Source organism: uncultured Castellaniella sp., assembly GCF_937988725.1.
GTDB lineage: Bacteria > Pseudomonadota > Gammaproteobacteria > Burkholderiales > Burkholderiaceae_B > Castellaniella.
Window position 1 is genome coordinate 742547 of sequence record NZ_CALKHS010000010.1, and the last position, 19223, is coordinate 761769.

The window sequence follows — 19223 nt, forward strand, 5'->3', positions numbered from 1 at the left end:
TGAGACTCCAGAACGAACGATCAGGCGGAAACGGCTTCCTTGCTGGCGTCGGCCACCGGAGTGATGGGAATCGTCTGGCGGCCGCTGCGCAGATGCCCGGATTCCTGCCATTCCCGCAAACGCTGCTGATCCACCAGATCCTGCAGCGACACCGAATCCAGGTATTCCAGCATTTTACGACTCAAGGTGGCCCACAGGTCATGGGTCATGCATTTCCCGGAATGGCCATTGCGCCCGATGTCGCAGTTTTCCTTGCCGCCGCAGCTGGTCGCGTCCAGCGGCTCGTCCACCGCGAAGATGATGTCGGCCACGGAAATGTCCCGGGCATGGCGGGCCAGCGTATATCCCCCGCCCGGCCCGCGCACGCTGTCCACGAGTTCGTGGCGGCGCAGCTTGCCGAAGAGCTGTTCCAGGTAGGACAAGGAAATGTTCTGGCGCTCGCTGATGGCGGCCAGCGTCACCGGCCCGCTGTGATGACGCAATCCCAGATCGATCATTGCCGTCACGGCAAAACGTCCTTTGGTCGTCAAACGCATGATGAAACCCCTTTGATCTGAATCCAATCCCGCGGGCAGCAGATACCCGACTGTTCAAGTCAAGTATAGCCTAGTACCTGACTAAAATACTCAGCTTTAGGGGAACGCCGCTTATGTATCTTGATCAATATCAAGTCCGGCCTCCAGCCCGGCGAGACGGCCGGGCCGCCGGATGGAAAACGCCCCGAAGACCGGGGCGTTCAGCGGGACGGGAAGGAAGCGCGGATGCGGTCCGGACCGCCGGTCGGGCGATCAGGCCGCCTGATATTGCAGCGCGCGCTTGCGAACGAGTTCCAGGACGCCCTGGCAGGCGTCTTCGATGTAGTCCAGAACCTTGTTGAAGCCTTCGGGACCGCCGTAATAGGGATCGGGCACGGTGGCTTCTTCGTATTCGTTGGAAAAGCGCATCAGCAGCATCAGCTTGTGCTGATAGATCTTGGGGCAACGCTGTTGCAGCGCGGACAGGTTTTCCCAGTCCATGGCCAGGATCAGATCGGCATCGCGGAAGTCGTCCGCGTCGATCTGGCGCGCCACGTAGGAAGACAGATCGTAACCGCGCTTGCGGGCCGCCGTCTGCGCACGCGCATCCGGGGCCTCGCCCACATGGAATTGATGGGTGGCCGCGGAATCGACGCAGATGGCATCGGACAGACCGGCTTCATCGATCAGGTGCTGGAAGACTCCCTGGGCGGAGGGAGAACGGCAGATATTGCCCGTGCAGACAAAAAGTACCTTATGCATGATAGGTGAAAGTGTGAGGGAAAACCCGGAAATTGGCAAGCTTTTTCCTGGGAAATCCATAAAAAAAACCTGTGGCGTCAGAACTTTGCGGCGGGCGGGCGCCGCCCCCGCCCGCCCCCCGTTTTCCGCCCTCAGGACAGCAGGGCCTGGTCCTTCAGGGCGCGCAAGGCGTCCCGCGCCGCGGCCGCCTGCTCGAACTCCAGATTGCGGGCGTGCTCGTTCATCCGCTGTTCCAGGCGCTTGATCTCGCGCGCCAGCGCCTTCTCGTTGCCCAGCACGCTGGCGTCGAAGGCGGGCGCTTCCGTCAGCGGACCGGCCGCCACCGACACGCCATCGATCAGATCGCGCACGGCCTTGCTGACCCCGCGCGCCGTGATGCCGTGCTCCACATTGAAGGCCTGCTGCTTTTCCCGGCGCCGGGCGGTTTCGTCCATGGCGCGGCGCATGGAATCCGTCACCCGGTCGGCATACAGGATGGCGCGCCCGTTCAGATTGCGGGCGGCCCGGCCGATGGTCTGGATGAGACTGCGCTCGGACCGCAGGAAGCCTTCCTTGTCGGCGTCCAGGATGGCCACCAGGGAGACTTCGGGGATGTCCAGCCCTTCGCGCAGCAGGTTGATGCCCACCAGCACGTCGAACGCGCCCAGCCGCAGGTCGCGGATGATCTCCACCCGCTCGACCGTGTCGATGTCCGAGTGCAGGTAGCGCACCTTCAGGCCGTTTTCCTGGAGATATTCGGTCAGGTCCTCCGCCATGCGCTTGGTCAGCGTCGTCACCAGCACGCGTTCGTGCGCGGCGATGCGCAGCTTGGCCTCGCCCAGCAGGTCGTCGACCTGGGTGGCGGCCGGACGCAGTTCGACCTCCGGGTCCACCAGGCCCGTCGGGCGCACCACCTGCTCGACGATCTCGTCGGCATGGTCGGCCTCGTACGGTCCCGGCGTGGCGGAGACGAACACGCACTGCGGCATGCGGGCCTCGAATTCCTCCAGGCGCAGCGGCCGGTTGTCCAGCGCCGAGGGCAGCCGGAAACCGAACTGCACCAGGGTTTCCTTGCGCGACCGGTCGCCCCGGTACATGCCGCCCAGCTGGCCGATGGTGACGTGGCTCTCGTCGATGAACATCAGGGCGCGGGCGGGCAGATAGTCGATCAGGGTCGGCGGCGGTTCGCCCGGCGCCGCCCCGGAGAGATGGCGGGAATAGTTCTCGATGCCCTTGCAGAACCCCAGTTCCTGCAGCATTTCCAGATCGAAGCGGGTGCGCTGTTCCAGGCGCTGGGCCTCGACCAGGCGGCCGTCGGCGGTCAGATGCGCCAGGCGCTCGCGCAGTTCGTCCTTGATGGTGTCGATGGCGCGCAGCACCGTTTCGCGCGGCGTGACGTAGTGCGAACTGGGAAAGATCGTGAAGCGCACCAGGTTCTGCACCAGCTTGCCGGTCAGCGGGTCGAACAGGTCCAGGGATTCGATCTCGTCATCGAAGAGCGTGATGCGCAGGGCCTGTTCGGCGTGTTCGGCCGGGAACACGTCGATGATCTCGCCGCGGGCGCGGAACGTGCCCCGGGCGAAGTCCATGTCGTTGCGTTCGTACTGCATGGACACCAGCCGCGCCAGGATCTCCTGGCGGCCGATGCGGTCGCCCGCGCGCAGGGTCAGCACCATGGCATGATAGTCCGCCGGGTTGCCGATCCCGTAGATGCACGACACCGTGCCCACGATGATGGTGTCGGGGCGCTCCAGCAGGCTCTTGGTGGCCGACAGCCGCATCTGCTCGATGTGCTCGTTGATGGACGAGTCCTTTTCGATGAACAGGTCGCGCGAAGGCACGTAGGCCTCGGGCTGGTAGTAATCGTAATAGGACACGAAATATTCCACCGCGTTGCGGGGAAAGAATTCGCGCATTTCGGCGTACAGCTGGGCGGCCAGGGTCTTGTTGGGCGCCAGCACGATGGCCGGCCGCCCGGTGCGGGCGATCAGGTTGGCCATGGTGTAGGTCTTGCCCGATCCCGTCACCCCCAGCAGGGTCTGGCACATCAGGCCGTCGCGCACGCCGGCCTCCAGGGCGTCGATGGCCCCGGGCTGATCGCCTGCCGGCGGATAAGGCTGATACAGCTGAAACGGGCTGTCGGGGAAGTGCACGAAGCCCGGGCCGTCCGTGGCACGACTGTCTTCGTCACGACTGCCTTTGCCACGCCCCTCGCCGCGATTTTGACCACTATTCATGGTTCGTCTGGACACTATTCGGGTAAACCCCTTATTATCCCATCGTTGGCCTCTGCGACCAAGACTACTTTTTCCTCGTCCCCCACGGTATCCCATGTCCTCTATCTTCGCTTCCGTCGAACTCGCCCCTCGCGACCCCATTCTGGGTCTGAACGAACAATTCAAGGCCGACACCCGGTCCACCAAGGTCAACCTGGGCGTGGGCGTCTACACCGACGACACGGGCCGCATCCCGCTGCTGAAGGCCGTGCGCGAAGCCGAAGCCAAGCTGTTCGAACAGGCTGCGCCGCGCAACTATCTGCCCATCGACGGCATCCCCGGCTACAACCAGGGCGCCGCCGCCCTGCTGCTGGGCGCGAAATCGCCGCTGCTGGCCGCGCACCGCTCGGTCACCGTCCAGACCCTGGGCGGCACCGGAGCCCTGAAGGTCGGCGCCGACTTCCTGAAACGCATCCTGCCCGACGCCAAGGTCGCCATCAGCAACCCCAGCTGGGCCAACCACGAAGCCCTGTTCTCCGCCGCCGGCTTCCCGGTCGTCAGCTATGACTACTACGACGCCGCGACCCACGGCCTGAACTTCGACGGCATGCTGGCCTCGCTCAAGGCGCTGCCCGCCGGCACCATCGTCGTGCTGCATGCCTGCTGCCACAACCCCACCGGCGTGGACCCCAGCCCCGAGCAATGGCGCGACATCGCCCAGACGCTGCAGGCCGGCCAACTGGTGCCGTTCCTGGACATCGCCTATCAGGGCTTCGGCGCCGGGCTGGAAGAGGACGCCGCCGTCGTGCGCCTGTTCGCCGAACTGGGCATGACGATGTTCATCAGCTCGTCGTTCTCGAAATCCTTCTCGCTGTACGGCGAACGCGTCGGCGCCCTGACCCTGGTCACGGGCGGCGATGAAGAAAGCGCCCGCGTGCTCAGCCAGTTGAAGCGCGTGATCCGCACCAACTATTCCAACCCGCCCACCCACGGCGGCGCCCTGGTGTCCACGGTGCTGAACACGCCGGAACTGTTCTCCCTGTGGGCCGAGGAACTGGCCGGCATGCGCGACCGCATCCGCGCCATGCGCCACCAGCTGGTGGAACAGATCCACGCCAACGGCGTCGACCAGGACTTCAGCTTCGTCAAGACGCAGCGCGGCATGTTCTCCTATTCCGGCCTGACCAAGCCCCAGGTCGAACGCCTGCGCGAGGACTTCGGCATCTACGCCGTGGGCAGCGGCCGCATCTGCGTGGCGGCCCTGAACAGCGCCAACGTCGACTACGTGGCCCGGGCCATCGCCCAGGTGCTCAAAGGCTGATCGGCGCGCTCCCGCCGATCGTTTTTCCAAAGGCCCGCCACCGAGCGGGCCTTTTTGTGAAAGCGCCGGGCGCCCTGGCCGCAGGTCCGCAGGCGCGGCCGCGCCTTCGAATCGGACCGCGTCCTCCAGCATGCGCGGCAGGCTTGCCTTATCCAGGGGTTTCCGACAAAATACAGGCTGTGTTTTCATCCAGTAGCGCCCCATGTCCCTGAAGCTTACTGCCCGCCAATCCCAGATCCTGGACCTGATCATCCAGGACATCACCCAGACCGGGCGTCCGCCCACCCGGGCCGAAATCGCCCGGGCGCTGGGCTTTCGTTCCGCCAATGCCGCCGAAGATCATCTGCGCGCCCTGGAACGCAAAGGCTACATCCTGCTGACGGCGGGCACCTCGCGCGGCATCCAGCTGACGGCGCTGGCGCAGCCGCCCGCCCCGCCCGCAGCGCCGGCCCTGGACGACGCCGGCCTGATCATGCCGGCGCGGCCGCTCCAGGCGCCGCCGGGGGCCCCGATCTGGACGGCGGCCCCGGATCCGCGCCTGATCCCGCTCATCGGCCGCGTCGCCGCTGGCCATCCGATCCTGGCCGCCGAACACGTCGAACGCGAAATCCCGCTGTCGCCGCACCTGTTCGATTCAGCCCCCGACTACCTGCTGCGGGTGCGCGGCAGCAGCATGCGCGACGCGGGCATCCTGGACGGCGACCTGCTGGCGGTGCGCAGCACCCCCGACGCCCGCCACGGCCAGATCGTGGTGGCCCGGCTGGGCGACGACGTCACCGTCAAGCGCCTGGATCACCAGGGCCAGCGCATCCGCCTGCTGCCGGAAAACCCCGACTTCGCCCCCATCCTGGTGGACGCGGGCGACGACTTCGCCATCGAAGGCATCGCGGTGGGCCTGATCCGCACGACGAACCTGCACTGACGCCGCCCCGCCCGCTTCCTCGCCCCGGCGCGGAAAGCGGCCTCGCTTCGGCCTGCACCCGCGAAACCGGTCCCGGATCCGCAAAAAAACAGGCCTCGCCCTTTTCGGAGCGAGGCCTGTTCTTCGAGCAGCGATGCCGCCGTGCGTCCGGCATGCGGCCGCAAAGCGCGGATGATGCCCACCCGCGCGCGACCGCATCCGGAGTCGAACGCGATCCCGGACCCGGGCTCGGGGATCAGTGCTTGATCACATCCCCCGTCCCGGAACCCGAGGGCTTGGCGGCGGCGACGGCCTCGGCCGCCAGGCGGGCGACTTCCTCGTCCGACAGCGGGGTTGGCATGCGCTGCAAGGCGACTTCCAGCACCCGGTCGATCCAGCGCACCGGGATGATTTCCAGGTGATTCTTCACGTTGTCGGGGATTTCAGCCAGATCCTTGACGTTTTCCTCCGGAATCATCACGGTCTTGATGCCACCGCGATGCGCCGCCAGCAGCTTTTCCTTCAGGCCGCCGATCTCCAGGACTTCGCCGCGCAGGGTGATTTCACCCGTCATGGCCACGTCGGCGCGCACCGGAATGCCGGTCAATGCCGACACCATGGCCGTGGTGATCGCGGCCCCGGCCGAAGGACCATCCTTGGGCGTCGCGCCTTCGGGAAAGTGCACGTGCAGGTCATGCTTTTCAAAGACCTGATCGGCGATTCCCCAGTGGCGGGCGCGGGCGCGCACCACGGTGCGGGCCGCCTCGACGGATTCCTTCATCACGTCGCCCAGTGAGCCGGTGCGCGTGACCACGCCCTTGCCGGGCATGTCGGCGACTTCGATGGTCAGCAGTTCGCCGCCCACTTCCGTCCAGGCCAGACCCGTCACCTGACCGACGCGGTCTTCTTTTTCGGCCACGCCGAAACTGAAGCGGCGCACACCCAGGTAGTCGTTCAGATTGTCGGCATCCACAATCAGGGATTCCTGGATCTTTTCGATCTTGCGGCCCTTGCCGACCGGATTGGCCGACAGCAGGCGCTTGACGGCCTTGCGGCAGATCTTGGAGATCTCCCGTTCCAGCGCCCGCACCCCCGCTTCGCGCGTGTAGTAACGCACGATGCCCCGGATGGCGGCTTCCGTCACCGTCAGCTCGCCTTCCTGCACGCCGTTGTTCTTCATCAGCTTGGGCAGCAGATGATCAAAGGCGATGTGGACCTTTTCATCTTCCGTGTACCCGGACAGGCGGATGACCTCCATCCGGTCCAGCAGGGCTGGCGGGATGTTCAGCGTGTTGCTGGTGGCCACGAACATCACGTCGGACAGATCGAAATCGACCTCGATGTAGTGGTCCTGGAAGGTGTGGTTCTGTTCCGGATCGAGCACTTCCAGCAACGCCGAGGACGGGTCGCCCCGGAAATCGGCGCCCAGCTTGTCGATCTCGTCCAGCAGGAACAAGGGATTGCGCACGCCGACCTTGCTCATGTTCTGCAGGATCTTGCCGGGCATGGAGCCGATGTAGGTGCGCCGGTGGCCGCGGATCTCGGCCTCGTCGCGCACGCCGCCCAGGGCCATGCGCACGAACTTGCGATTGGTCGCCCGCGCCACGGACTGGCCCAGGGACGTCTTGCCCACGCCCGGAGGTCCCACCAGGCACAGGATGGGGGCCTTGAGCTTCTCGACGCGCTGTTGCACGGCCAGGTACTCGACGATGCGTTCCTTGACCTTTTCCAGGCCGTAGTGGTCGGCGTCCAGGACTTCTTCAGCATTCTTCAGAGCATTGTTGACCCGGCTCTTCTTATGCCAGGGCAAGCTGATCAAGGTGTCGATGTAGTTGCGCACCACCGTGGCCTCGGCCGACATGGGCGACATCAGCTTCAACTTCTTCAGTTCGCCGTCGGCTTTCTTGCGGGCTTCCTTGGACATCCGGGCCGCTTCGATCTTGCGTTCGAGTTCCTCGATGTCGGCGCCTTCTTCGCCCTCGCCCAGTTCCTTCTGGATGGCCTTGACCTGCTCGTTCAGATAGTAGTCGCGCTGGCTCTTTTCCATCTGCTTCTTGACACGGCCGCGAATGCGCTTTTCGACCTGCAGGATGTCGATTTCGGATTCCAGCTGCGCCAGCAGGGCTTCCAGACGCTGCACGGCGCCTTCCATGTCGAGCAGGGATTGCTTCTGCTCGATCTTCAGCGGCAGATGGGCCGCGATGGTGTCCGCCAGGCGACCGGCGTCTTCGATGCCGGTCAGCGAGGTCAGGATTTCCTGGGGGATCTTCTTGTTCAGCTTGACGTACTGCTCGAACTGAGCCAGCACGGCGCGGCGCAGGGCCTCGGCTTCGGCCTGGTCGGAGGCGTCCTCGACGATGCCCGTGACCCGGGCCGTGAAATGCGTTTCCGCATCCGACACGGCATGGATGCGCGCCCGCTGCTGGCCTTCGACCAGGACCTTGACGGTCCCGTCGGGCAGCTTGAGCATCTGCAGGATGCTGGCGGCGCAGCCGATGTCGTACAGATCGTCGGGCGTGGGGTCGTCCTTGCCGGCGGATTTCTGCGCAACCAGCATGATGTTGTTGCCGCCTTCCATGGCCAGTTCCAGCGCCTTGATCGAACGCGGACGGCCCACGAACAGCGGGATGACCATATGCGGAAAGACCACGACATCGCGCAGCGGCAGCAGCGGCAGATCCGCAGGTTCCTGGGTCAGAATCTGACTAGCAGACATGGTTGCTTCCTAAAACGGTTGAGTCCAATAAAAAAGGAAGCGCAGGCTTCCTTTTTTGTATGTTGCCTGCCTACCCATATGGTGCCAGGTGCGGGGCTTTCAAGGCCCCAAGCCTGGTTTCAGTATAAAGGCAACACCGGTCCGCCTGAAGCGATGGTCAGGCGGCCGCCGTGCGCAGGGGCTTTTCGTCTTCCGTGTGATGCGTCCCCCGGGGCCCCTTGATGAGCTGGGGTTCGCCGCGGCCTTCGACGGCGTCCGCGTCCAGCACGACGCGGTTGATGTCCTGGCGGGTCGGCAGATCGAACATGGTCGCCAGCAGGGATTGTTCCATGATGGACCGCAGGCCGCGCGCGCCGGTGCGCCGCTTGATGGCGCGCTTGGCGATGGCCGTCAGGGCCTCGGGCGTGACGTCGAGGTCCACGTCTTCCATTTCAAGCAGTTTCTGGAATTGCTTGACGACGGCGTTGCGCGGCTCGGTCAGGATCCGCACCAGCGTGTCTTCCTTCAGTTCTTCCAGGGTGGCGACCACCGGCAGGCGGCCGACCAGTTCGGGAATCAGGCCGAACTTGATCAGGTCCTCGGGCTCGACCTCGGCGAACAGTTCGCCCACGCCGCGCTCGGAGCGCGCCCGCACCGTGGCGGAAAACCCGATGCCGGAGCGTTCGCTGCGGTCGCGGATGATCTTTTCCAGACCGTCGAAGGCCCCGCCCACGATGAACAGGATGTTGGTGGTGTCCACCTGGACGAAATCCTGGTTGGGATGCTTGCGCCCGCCTTGCGGCGGCACGGAAGCCACCGTGCCCTCGATGAGCTTGAGCAGAGCCTGCTGCACGCCTTCGCCGGACACGTCGCGCGTGATCGACGGGTTGTCGGACTTGCGCGAGATCTTGTCGATTTCGTCGATGTAGACGATGGCGCGCTGGGCCTTCTCGACTTCGTAGTTGCAGTTCTGCAGCAGCTTCTGGATGATGTTCTCGACGTCCTCGCCGACATAGCCGGCTTCCGTCAGCGTGGTCGCGTCGGCCATGACGAAAGGCACGTCCAGCATGCGGGCCAGCGTCTGCGCCAGCAGCGTCTTGCCCGAGCCGGTCGGGCCGATCAGCAGGATGTTGCTCTTGGACAGTTCGACGTCGCCGCTCTTGGCGTCGGAATACCGGATGCGCTTGTAGTGGTTGTACACCGCCACGGCCAGATTGCGCTTGGGCGTTTCCTGACCGATCACATAGCCGTCCAGGAAGGTCTTGATTTCCTGCGGAGTGGGCAGTTCGTTGCGCACGGCATCGCGCGCGGCTTCCTGCTTTTCGTCGCGGATGATGTCGTTGCACAGGCTGATGCATTCATCGCAGATGAACACGGAGGGACCCGCGATCAGCTTGTGGACTTCGCTCTGGCTTTTGTTGCAGAAGGAACAATGCAAGGCTTTGTCCTCGCTGGATCCTTTTTTCTCGGTCATGGCAAACCCATACTTATTTGGTTTCGTTCGTGCGCGAAACCAAGACCTTGTCGATCAGGCCGTAGGCCTGCGCGTCATCGGCGGACATGAAATTGTCGCGTTCCGTGTCGACGCCGATGCGTTCGATGTCCTGCCCGGTGCGCTCCGCCAGAATGTTGTTCAGCCGTTCACGCAGGCTGAGGATTTCCTTGGCCTGGATCTGGATGTCGGACGCCTGCCCCTGGGCGCCGCCGGAAGGCTGGTGGATCATGATGCGGGAATTGGGCAAGGCATAGCGCTTGCCCTTTTCGCCGGCTGCCAGCAGGAACGCCCCCATGCTGGCCGCCAGGCCGGTGCACAGGGTGGAGACGGCCGGCTTGACGAACTGCATGGTGTCGTAGATGGCCATGCCCGCGTACACCGACCCGCCCGGCGAGTTGATGTACAGGGAAATGTCTTTGTCGGGGTTCTCCGATTCCAGGAACAGCAGCTGGGCGACGACCAGATTGGCCGACTGGTCGTTGACCGGCCCCACGAAGAAGATCACCCGTTCGCGCAGCAGGCGCGAATAGATGTCGTAGGACCGTTCACCCCGACCGGACTGCTCGATCACGATGGGCACGTAGCCCAGACCGGTGGGGGTGACGGATTCGCCCCCATACATCGATGCATAGAAATCGGTGAACCTGGACATCAACGCGTTCCCATCAAGGTATCAAAGTCGACGGTTTCGTCCGTCACCTGGGCGGCGGCCAGCACGTGATCGACGACATTGTCTTCGAGCACCAGCGATTCGATTTCAGCGCGGCGCTGGCGATCGGACAGGTAGTAGGCCACGACCTGGGCGGGCTGTTCGTAGCTTTTGGCGAATTCCTCGATGCGGGCGCGGACCTGTTCGGGCTTGGCCTTCAGATCGGCCGCCTTGATCAGTTCGCCCACCAGCAGGCCCAGACGCACGCGGCGTTCGGCTTCCGGACGGAAGGTGTCTTCCGGGATGGGAATGGAATCGGCATTGGGCAGACCGCGCTGCTTCAGTTCCTCGCGCGCGGCGGCGGTGCGGCTGGCGACTTCGCTGTCGACCAGCGCCTTGGGCAGATCGAAGGCGCAGGCGGCGGCCAGGGCGTCCATCACGCTGCCCTTGGTGCGGCTTTTCGCGCGGGCCTGGGCTTCGCGTTCGACGTTGCCGCGCACTTCGGCCAGCAAGGCGTCGACGTCGCCTTCGGCCTGGCCCAGGGACTTGGCGAAATCGGCGTCGATCTCGGGCAGTTCGGGTTCGGCGACTTCCTTCACCGTGATGGTGAATTCAGCCTGCTTGCCGGCCACGGCGGCGCTGCCGTAGTCCGCCGGGAAATTCAGCGGGAAGGTCTTGCTTTCGCCGGCCTTCAGGCCCGTGGCGGCGGCTTCGAATTCGGGCAGCATGCGGCCCTGACCCAGCACGAAGGGGAAGTCCTTGGCGGTGCCGCCGTCAAAGGCCACGCCGTCGATGGTGCCGGCGAAATCCAGCGTGACGCGGTCGCCGTCCTGGGCGGCGCGGTCGGCGGCGGCCCGGAAGATGGTGCGCTGGCGGCGCAGAATGTCGATGGTCTTCTGCACTTCGGCATCGCCCACCTGCACGGCGCTGCGGGTGATCTTCAGGGTGGACAGATCGGGGAGTTCGACTTCCGGGTAGACCTCGAACGTGGCGGAAAATTCCATCACGCCTTCCGCGGCGCCGTCCAGCTTGGGTTCCAGGCTGGGAGAGCCGGCCACGCGCAGGTTGGCGTCGGCGATGACCTTGTCCAGGGACTTGCCGATCTGGGAATTGATCACGTCATAGCGCACCGAGGGGCCATGGCTGCGCTCGATCACGGACAGCGGAGCCTTGCCGGGACGAAACCCGTGGACCTTGGCCGTGCGGGCGACGCGTTTGAGTTGTGCCTGGACTTCTTTTTCAACGTCGGCGACAGAAACGCTCAGATCGACACGGCGCTCCAGGCCGGACAGTTTTTCAACCACGGGCTGCATTCGGAACCTATTGATAGTAATGGACAGTAAACGGGGTATTTTAGCGGAAAGTCGGGCCCGGCGTAGAAGCGCCGGGGCGCCTGGGGTTTCAAGCTATAATGTCCGGCTAACCTAGCGAACGTGGCGGAATTGGTAGACGCACCAGATTTAGGTTCTGGCGCCGCAAGGCGTGAGAGTTCAAGTCTCTCCGTTCGCACCACGCGACTCCATCATACATCCGCGGGCGCTTCGCCCGCCGGCTAAAGCGCGCTTTCCAGCAGATTGCGCCGCTCCATCATCTCCTGCAGCCCGTGCGACGCCGCCAGATCGGCCGCGAACCGGCAATCCTGGTCCAGCGGATAGCCGTCCGCGCATTTCTTCATCAGCACGCATCCCTGGAAGACTTCCGTGATCCAGTCGACGAACACGTGGACCTTGGAGGACAGGTGGCGGCTTTGCTGGTAGACGACGGAAATCGGCATCGGCGGCGGCGACCAGGCCTCCAGGACCTCGACCAGTTCGCCGGAATCCAGATGCGGCGCGACCATGTAGCGCGGCGGCTGGATCATGCCGAACCCCGCGAGCCCGGCGCTGACGTACGCGTCGGCATCGTTCACGGACAGCGAGCCCTTGACCGGAACGTTCACGATCCCGTCTCCGACCTTGAAGCTCCAGTCGATGTTGCGCCCGGTCCGCGCCACGAAATAGTTGACCGCCCGGTGACGGTCCAGATCCTCGATGGCCGCCGGCTTTCCGTAGCGTTCGATATAGGACGGCGCCGCGCAGGTCACGCTCTTGAAGACGCCGATGCGCTTGGCGATCAGCGAGGAATCCTGCAGGTCGCCGATCCGCAGCACGCAGTCGACGGCATCCTGCACCATGTCGACCGGCCGGTCGCTCAGGCCGACGACCAGCTCGATGTCCGGGTAGCGCTGGTGGAAATCGCACAGCTTGGGAATCAGCACCAGCCGGCCCAGGGAGGGCGGCGCATCGATGCGCAGGCGGCCGCGCGGGCCCCGGGCGCGATCGCGAAAGACCGATTCGGCCTCTTCGACGTCGGCCAGGATGCCGGCGCAGCGTTCGTAGTAGGACGCGCCGTCCGGGGTCAGGCTCAGGCGGCGGGTGCTGCGGTTCAGCAGCCGCGCCCCCAGGTGCTTTTCAAGCTTGCGGATGATCGTGCTGACGGTGGCCCTGGGCATGTCCAGGCTGTCGGCGGCCAGGGTGAAGCTGTTGGCGTCGACGACCCGCGTGAAGACCCGCATGGCCTGAAGATGATCCATATCCGTACTCCCGGCGCGATGCGGGGTCCGCCGCGCGCCATTGTTTGTTTCTTTTGAATAGTGATGACAAAAACTGGATATTTATCCAAATTTGCGAATAACAAATAATAGCGCACTCTTCAAAAGGAATCCCGTCATGTTTTCTTTCCACGCACGACACGCCGCCCTCGCGCTGGCCGGACTGCTGCTCGCCAGCGGCTTCCTGCTCATGCGCGAGAGCGCCGGCACGCTCGCCGACGCAGGCCAGCCATCCCCTGCGCCCGCGATCCAGGTGGACGTCGCCACGATCCGCTACCAGGCGATCACGGACTGGCACGAATATTCCGGCCGCCTGGAAGCCGTGGACCGGGTCGAGATCCGACCCCTGGTGTCCGGCACCCTGACCCAGGTCCACTTCAAGGACGGCGCGCTGGTCCGGCGCGGCGACCCGCTCTTCACCATCGACCCGCGTCCCTACCAGGCCGCCGTCGACGAGGCGCAGGCGCAGCTGACGGCGGCCACGGCGAAGGCCGCCTACACCGGCGCGGACCTGGCCCGGGGCCAGCGGCTGCTCGCCGGCAACGCGATCGCCCGCCGGGATTTCGAGGAAAAGCGCAATGCGGCCCGTGAAGCGGCCGCCCGCGTGCAGGCCGCCCGGGCTGCGCTGCAGTCGGCGCGCCTCGACCTGGAGCACACCCGCATCGTCGCGCCCATCAGCGGGCGCGTCTCCAAGGCCGAGGCGACCGAAGGCAATGTCGTCGGCCTCGGCGGCGCGCGTCCCCTGACCACCATGGTCTCCGTGTCGCAGCTCTACGCCTCCTTCGAAGTGGACGAGCAGACCTTCCTGCAGATGAACGGCGCGGCCGCCGCGGGCGCCGGGGCGGCCGTCCCCGTGTCCATGGGCCTGGCCAATGAACAGGGCTACCCCCGCCGCGGCAGGCTGGCGTTCCTGGACAACAGCCTGGATCCCCGGACCGGGACGATCCGGGTGCGGGCGCTGTTCGACAATCCGGACGGCCTCCTGAGGCCCGGCCTCTATGCCAGGGTCCGCCTGGACGCGGGCGCGCCCCACGAAGCCGTTCTCCTGCAGGAAAAGGCGATCGGCACCGACCAGGCCAAGCGCTTCGTCATGGTCGTGGACGACGCCAACAAGGCGGCCTACCGGGAAGTGACCCTGGGCGCCGGCCGGGAAGGCTGGCGCGTGGTCCGCAGCGGCCTGGCGGCGGGCGACCGGGTCGTCGTGAACGGCCTGCAGCGCATCCGGCCGGGCGACACCGTGGCGCCCAAGCCGGTCAGCGCCGACGACGGCGCGCTCGCGGCGGGCGGCGCTATCTCCCTGCCCGGCTCGGCGCCGGACGGACAGCACCAATCCTGAGCGGCCCCATGAACATTTCCAAATTCTTCATCGACCGGCCGATCTTCGCGGCGGTCATCTCCGTGCTGATCCTGCTGGCCGGCCTGCTCGCCGTCTTCCGCCTGCCGATCTCCGAATACCCGGAAGTCGTGCCGCCCTCGGTCGTCGTGCGGGCGCAGTTCCCCGGCGCCAACCCCAAGGTGATCGCCGAAACGGTGGCGGCGCCGCTCGAGGAGGCCATCAACGGGGTCGAGAACATGCTGTACATGCAGTCGCAGGCCAACAGCGACGGCAACCTGACGGTCACGGTCAATTTCCACCTGGGCATGGACCCCGACAAGGCCCAGCAGCTCGTGCAAAACCGGGTCGCGCAAGCCCTGCCGCGCCTGCCCGAGGACGTCCAGCGCCTGGGCGTGACGACGATCAAGGCGACTCCCACCCTGACCATGGTCGTGCATCTGGTCTCGCCCGACCAGCGCTACGACCTGACCTACCTGCGCAACTATGCCGTCCTCAACGTCAAGGACAAGCTGGCGCGCATCCCGGGCGTGGGCGAGGTGCAGCTCTGGGGGGCCGGCAACTACGCCATGCGCGTCTGGCTGAACCCCACCAAGATCGCCGAGCGCGGCCTGACCGCCAGCGACGTCGTCGCCGCGATCCGGGAGCAGAACGTGCAGGTGGCCGCGGGCGTCATCGGCGCGGCGCCCAGCGGTCCCGACGTCGCGATGCAGTTTTCGGTCAACGCGCAGGGCCGCCTGCGGACCGAAGAGGAATTCGGCGACATCGTCCTGAAGTCTTCCCCGGACGGCGGCGTCACCCGGCTGCGCGACGTGGCGCGCATCGAGCTCGCGGCATCCGAGTACGCCCTGCGATCGCTGCTGGACAACAAACCGGCGGTCGCCATGGCGATCATGGAGGCTCCGGGCGCCAACGCGCTGGCGATCTCCGACGCCGTGCGCGCAACCATGCGGGAACTGTCGGCCGATTTCCCGGCCTCGCTCGAAAGCCGCATCGTCTACGATCCCACGCAGTTCGTCCGATCCAGCATCGAGGCGGTGATATCGACGCTGCTCGAGGCCATCGCCCTGGTCGTGCTCGTCGTCATCGTCTTCCTGCAGACCTGGCGCGCGTCCATCATTCCGCTGCTCGCGGTGCCCATCTCCATCATCGGCACATTCTCCCTGATGCTGGCTTTCGGCTACACCATCAACGCGCTGTCCCTGTTCGGCCTGGTGCTGGCGATCGGCATCGTCGTGGACGACGCCATCGTGGTCGTCGAGAACGTCGAGCGCAACATCGAGGCCGGCCTCAGTCCCCGCGACGCCACCTACCGCGCCATGCGCGAAGTGAGCGGGCCGATCATCGCCATCGCCCTGACGCTGGTCGCCGTGTTCGTGCCGCTGGCCTTCATGACGGGTCTGAGCGGACAGTTTTTCAAGCAGTTCGCCATGACGATCGCCATCTCGACGGTCATCTCGGCATTCAACTCGCTGACGCTGTCGCCGGCGCTCGCGGCCCTGCTGCTGAAACCTCACGGGGCCCGGCCCGACGCGCTCACGCGGGGCATGGATCGCGTCCTGGGCGGCTTCTTCCGCGTCTTCAACCGCGCGTTCGGGCGGGCCTCCGACGGCTATGCGCAAGGCGTGGGCGCGGTCGTGCGGCGCAAGGGCGCGACCCTGGGCGTCTATCTGGTCCTGCTCGCGCTGACGGCGGGGGTCGCCTATGTCGTCCCGGGCGGTTTCGTGCCCGGACAGGACAAGCAGTACCTGGTCAGCTTCGCGCAACTGCCCAGCGGCGCATCGCTGGAACGCACGGACGCCGTGGTCCGGCGCATGAGCGACATCGCGCTGGCCCAGCCGGGCGTCAAGAACGTCGTCGCATTCCCGGGCCTGTCGATCAACGGCTTCACCAACAGTTCGAGCGCGGCTGTCGTCTTCATGACGCTCGACGACTTCGACAAGCGCCGGGACGCGGCGACGTCCGCCCAGGCCATCACGGCCGCGCTGAGCCAGAAGTTTTCCGGCATCAAGGAAGCCTTCACCGCGGTCTTCCCCCCGCCGCCGGTGATGGGCCTGGGAACGGTCGGCGGATTCAAGCTGCAGGTCGAGGATACGGCCGGACTGGGCTACGACCGCCTGAACGACGCGGTCCAGGCCTTCCTGGCCAAGGCGGCGCAAACGCCCGAGCTGGGGCCGGCATTCTCCAGCTACCAGATCAATGTGCCGCAGCTGGACGTGGATCTCGACCGGGTCCAGGCCAAGCAGCTGGGCGTCCCTGTCACGAACGTGTTCGACACCATGCAGATCTACCTGGGTTCGCTCTACGTCAACGACTTCAACCGCTTCGGACGCGTCTACCAGGTCAAGGCCCAGGCCGATGCGCCCTTCCGGTCCAGCCCCGAGGACATTCTCCGGCTGAAGACGCGCAGCGATTCCGGCGCCATGGTGCCGCTGGGCTCCCTGGTGTCGCTCACGCCGACCTACGGGCCCGAGATGGTGGTGCGCTACAACGGCTACACGGCCGCCGACATCAACAGCGGCCCCGCGCCCGGCTATTCCTCCGGGGAAGCCCAGGCCAGCGCCGAGCGCATCGCGGCATCGACGCTGCCCAAGGGCATCAAGTTCGAATGGACGGACCTGACCTACCAGCAGATCCTGGCCGGCAACGCCGGAATCTGGGTGTTTCCCATCAGCGTCCTGCTGGTCTTCCTGGTGCTGGCCGCGCTGTACGAAAGCCTGACCCTGCCGCTGGCGGTCATCCTGATCGTGCCCATGAGCGCGCTGGCGGCCCTGGCCGGCGTCTGGCTGACCCAGGGCGACAACAACATCTTCACACAGATCGGGCTCATGGTGCTGGTGGGACTGGCCTGCAAGAACGCCATCCTGATCGTCGAGTTCGCGCGCGAACTGGAAGCGCAGGGCATGTCCGCGGCGCAGGCCGCCCGGGAAGCCAGCCGCCTGCGCCTGCGTCCCATCCTGATGACCTCCATCGCCTTCATCATGGGGATCGTGCCTCTGGTGCTGTCCACGGGCGCCGGCGCGGAAATGCGTCACGCGATGGGTATCGCCGTCTTCTTCGGCATGCTGGGCGTCACCGTGTTCGGCCTGTACCTGACTCCGGTGTTCTATGTGCTGCTGCGCACGCTCGCCGGCCGGTTCACGGCCCGGCGCGCCGCGTTCGCTGGCCCCGCCCCCCTTGTCCCCGCCGCGAACCCCACCGTGGAACTCCGCTCATGATCACACGCATCTCTCTCGCCGCCGCCTCGGGCCTGCTGGCCGCCCTGCTCGCCGGTTGCGCCGTCGGCCCCAAGTACGAACGGCCCGCCGTCGAAACACCCGCCGCCTTCAAGGAGGCCCGCCTGAGCGCGGCCGAACGACAGCGCTGGAAACAGGCCCAGCCGGCCGACGATCTGGCGCGCGGACGCTGGTGGGCCATCTTCAGGGACCCGGCGCTGGACTCCCTGGAAACACAGGCCATGAAGGCGAACCAGGATCTGCAGGCCGCCGCCGCGCGCGTGAAACAGGCGCGCGCCATGCAAAAGGGCGCGCGCGCCGGACGGTTTCCGGAACTGACGGCCGGGCTGGGCGCCAGCCGTCAACGCGCCTCCGAGGCGGCCGGAGGCGCCGCCGGCGCGGGCGGGACAGCCACGCTCTGGCGCGCCCAGGCCGGCCTGTCCTACGAGGTCGATCTCTTCGGCCGCGTGGCCTCGGAAGTCGATGCGGCCGGCGCCGACACCCAGCGGGCCCGGGCCCTGTACCAGTCCGTGCTGCTGGCGCTGCAGGCCGACGTCGCCCAGAACTATTTCCTGATCCGGCAACTGGATGGCGAAGCCCTGCTCTACGAGCACACGATCTCCCTGCGCCGCATGAGCCTGGACCTGGTCGAGACCCGCTTTCGCGAAGGCGACATCAGCGAACTCGACGTCGCGCGAGCCCGCTCGGAACTCGCGGCCGCGCGCGCCGAAGCGCTCGGCGTCCAGCGGCAGCGCGCCGCCGCCGAGCATGGACTGGCGCTGCTGCTGGGACAGCCGCCCGCCGACTTCTCGCTGCCCAGGCAGCCCCTGGCCAGGATCCCGGTGGCCATTCCGGCCGGCCTGCCCTCTTCCCTGCTCGAACGGCGCCCGGACATCGCCGCCGCGGAAAGGGCGCTGGCGGCCGCCAATGCCCGGATCGGCGCGGCGAAGGCCGCTCTGTTCCCGCAGCTCGCCCTGACCGGGACGTTCGGCTTCGAGTCTTCCGAACTGGACGAGTTGCTGCGCTGGTCGAGCCGCAGCTTCGTGCTCGGCCCGCTGCTGGGAACGGCGCTGTCGCTGCCGATCTTCGACGGCGGCCGGCGCCAGGTCGGCGTGGACCGCGCCCGCGCCCGCTACGAAGAGGACCTGGCCCTGTACCGGCAAAGCGTGCTCAAGGCTTTCGGGGAAGTCGAGGATGGCTTGTCCGCGCTGCGCCTGCTGGGCGAGCAGACCGAGGTGCAGGACTCCGCCGTGGCGTCCGCCGCCCGCGCGGCGGAGCTGTCGAAGGCCCAGTACGAAGCCGGGTCGGTCAGCTACCTGGAAGTCATCGACGCCGACCGCAACGTGCTGCAGCGCAAGCGCGCCGTCGTGGAACTGGACGGCCTGCGCGCGCACGCGGCCGTGCAGCTGATCCGCGCCATCGGCGGCGGCTGGGGGGATATTTGAGGGGAGGAACCGACGCGCGACCCTGAACAGTATCAGCCCCCTGGGGGTCCAGTTCGCCAAGCCGATGCTCCCGCCGGGGACTACGACGCGCGTCAGTCCGGCGGCAT

Annotated in this window: 13 protein-coding genes and 1 tRNA gene; 6 read left to right on the top strand and 8 right to left on the bottom strand. The window is 66.2% G+C overall.

From position 1 onward, the window contains the following. Window positions 1–20 precede the first annotated feature (20 nt). The 3 genes from iscR to uvrB all read right to left on the bottom strand — a co-directional run bounded on the left by iscR (window position 21) and on the right by uvrB (window position 3493). On the bottom strand, window positions 21–536 hold the full coding sequence (gene iscR / locus Q0263_RS13965; protein WP_298017333.1) for a Fe-S cluster assembly transcriptional regulator IscR: 516 nt from the start codon (window positions 534–536) through the stop codon (window positions 21–23). A 252-nt stretch (window positions 537–788) separates the two neighbouring features. Beyond that, window positions 789–1280, bottom strand: a complete 492-nt coding sequence (locus Q0263_RS13970; protein ID WP_298019116.1) for a low molecular weight protein-tyrosine-phosphatase — start codon at window positions 1278–1280, stop codon at window positions 789–791. A gap of 128 nt (window positions 1281–1408) precedes the next feature. Next, on the bottom strand, window positions 1409–3493 hold the full coding sequence (gene uvrB, locus Q0263_RS13975) for an excinuclease ABC subunit UvrB (RefSeq protein WP_298017336.1): 2085 nt from the start codon (window positions 3491–3493) through the stop codon (window positions 1409–1411). 94 nt (window positions 3494–3587) lie between these two features. Here uvrB and Q0263_RS13980 point away from each other — a divergent pair, with 94 nt between their 5' ends. Both Q0263_RS13980 and lexA read left to right on the top strand, forming a co-directional pair. Beyond that, window positions 3588–4793, top strand: a complete 1206-nt coding sequence (locus Q0263_RS13980; RefSeq protein ID WP_298017339.1) for an amino acid aminotransferase — start codon at window positions 3588–3590, stop codon at window positions 4791–4793. A gap of 202 nt (window positions 4794–4995) precedes the next feature. Beyond that, a complete protein-coding gene (lexA, locus tag Q0263_RS13985; protein ID WP_298017341.1) occupies window positions 4996–5715 on the top strand; it encodes a transcriptional repressor LexA in 720 nt (239 codons plus the stop codon). 235 nt (window positions 5716–5950) lie between these two features. On the opposite strand, the gene lon is transcribed toward lexA, so the two are convergent. The 4 genes from lon to tig form a co-directional block, all read right to left on the bottom strand. After that, on the bottom strand, window positions 5951–8410 hold the full coding sequence (lon, locus tag Q0263_RS13990; protein WP_298017344.1) for an endopeptidase La: 2460 nt from the start codon (window positions 8408–8410) through the stop codon (window positions 5951–5953). 157 nt (window positions 8411–8567) lie between these two features. Then, entirely contained in the window at window positions 8568–9863 is a 1296-nt protein-coding gene (gene clpX, locus Q0263_RS13995; RefSeq protein ID WP_298017350.1) for an ATP-dependent Clp protease ATP-binding subunit ClpX, read from the bottom strand. A gap of 13 nt (window positions 9864–9876) precedes the next feature. Beyond that, entirely contained in the window at window positions 9877–10536 is a 660-nt protein-coding gene (clpP, locus tag Q0263_RS14000) for an ATP-dependent Clp endopeptidase proteolytic subunit ClpP (protein WP_298017357.1), read from the bottom strand. Next, window positions 10536–11846: a trigger factor gene (gene tig, locus Q0263_RS14005; RefSeq protein ID WP_298017360.1), complete on the bottom strand. Its 1311-nt coding sequence runs from the start codon at window positions 11844–11846 to the stop codon at window positions 10536–10538. Before tig ends, clpP begins: the two co-directional genes overlap by 1 nt. Window positions 11847–11960: 114 nt before the next feature. Here tig and Q0263_RS14010 point away from each other — a divergent pair. Next, a tRNA-Leu gene (locus Q0263_RS14010) sits at window positions 11961–12045 on the top strand. A gap of 40 nt (window positions 12046–12085) precedes the next feature. Here Q0263_RS14010 and Q0263_RS14015 read toward each other — a convergent pair. Beyond that, window positions 12086–13105, bottom strand: coding sequence for a LysR family transcriptional regulator (locus tag Q0263_RS14015; protein ID WP_298017363.1), 1020 nt, complete (start codon window positions 13103–13105; stop codon window positions 12086–12088). A 136-nt stretch (window positions 13106–13241) separates the two neighbouring features. Here Q0263_RS14015 and Q0263_RS14020 point away from each other — a divergent pair, with 136 nt between their 5' ends. From Q0263_RS14020 to Q0263_RS14030, 3 genes are read left to right on the top strand one after another with little or no spacing between them, the layout of a single operon-like run. Beyond that, a complete protein-coding gene (locus Q0263_RS14020; RefSeq protein ID WP_298017366.1) occupies window positions 13242–14459 on the top strand; it encodes an efflux RND transporter periplasmic adaptor subunit in 1218 nt (405 codons plus the stop codon). A gap of 8 nt (window positions 14460–14467) precedes the next feature. Continuing rightward, window positions 14468–17674, top strand: a complete 3207-nt coding sequence (locus Q0263_RS14025) for a multidrug efflux RND transporter permease subunit (protein ID WP_298017369.1) — start codon at window positions 14468–14470, stop codon at window positions 17672–17674. Continuing rightward, window positions 17671–19116: an efflux transporter outer membrane subunit gene (locus Q0263_RS14030; RefSeq protein ID WP_298017372.1), complete on the top strand. Its 1446-nt coding sequence runs from the start codon at window positions 17671–17673 to the stop codon at window positions 19114–19116. The genes Q0263_RS14025 and Q0263_RS14030 overlap by 4 nt, the downstream gene beginning before the upstream one ends. Window positions 19117–19223: the final 107 nt, after the last annotated feature.

Bases quoted from the DNA above. Each gene is read 5' to 3' on its own strand.
- clpX (WP_298017350.1), bottom strand. From the start codon at position 9,863: ATGACCGAGAAAAAAGGATCCAGCGAGGACAAAGCCTTGCATTGTTCC.
- uvrB (WP_298017336.1), bottom strand. From the start codon at position 3,493: ATGAATAGTGGTCAAAATCGCGGCGAGGGGCGTGGCAAAGGCAGTCGT.
- Q0263_RS14030 (WP_298017372.1), top strand. From the start codon at position 17,671: ATGATCACACGCATCTCTCTCGCCGCCGCCTCGGGCCTGCTGGCCGCC.
- Q0263_RS14020 (WP_298017366.1), top strand. From the start codon at position 13,242: ATGTTTTCTTTCCACGCACGACACGCCGCCCTCGCGCTGGCCGGACTG.
- Q0263_RS13980 (WP_298017339.1), top strand. From the start codon at position 3,588: ATGTCCTCTATCTTCGCTTCCGTCGAACTCGCCCCTCGCGACCCCATT.
- clpP (WP_298017357.1), bottom strand. From the start codon at position 10,536: ATGTCCAGGTTCACCGATTTCTATGCATCGATGTATGGGGGCGAATCC.
- Q0263_RS14025 (WP_298017369.1), top strand. From the start codon at position 14,468: ATGAACATTTCCAAATTCTTCATCGACCGGCCGATCTTCGCGGCGGTC.
- lon (WP_298017344.1), bottom strand. From the start codon at position 8,410: ATGTCTGCTAGTCAGATTCTGACCCAGGAACCTGCGGATCTGCCGCTG.
- iscR (WP_298017333.1), bottom strand. From the start codon at position 536: ATGCGTTTGACGACCAAAGGACGTTTTGCCGTGACGGCAATGATCGAT.
- Q0263_RS14015 (WP_298017363.1), bottom strand. From the start codon at position 13,105: ATGGATCATCTTCAGGCCATGCGGGTCTTCACGCGGGTCGTCGACGCC.
- tig (WP_298017360.1), bottom strand. From the start codon at position 11,846: ATGCAGCCCGTGGTTGAAAAACTGTCCGGCCTGGAGCGCCGTGTCGAT.
- lexA (WP_298017341.1), top strand. From the start codon at position 4,996: ATGTCCCTGAAGCTTACTGCCCGCCAATCCCAGATCCTGGACCTGATC.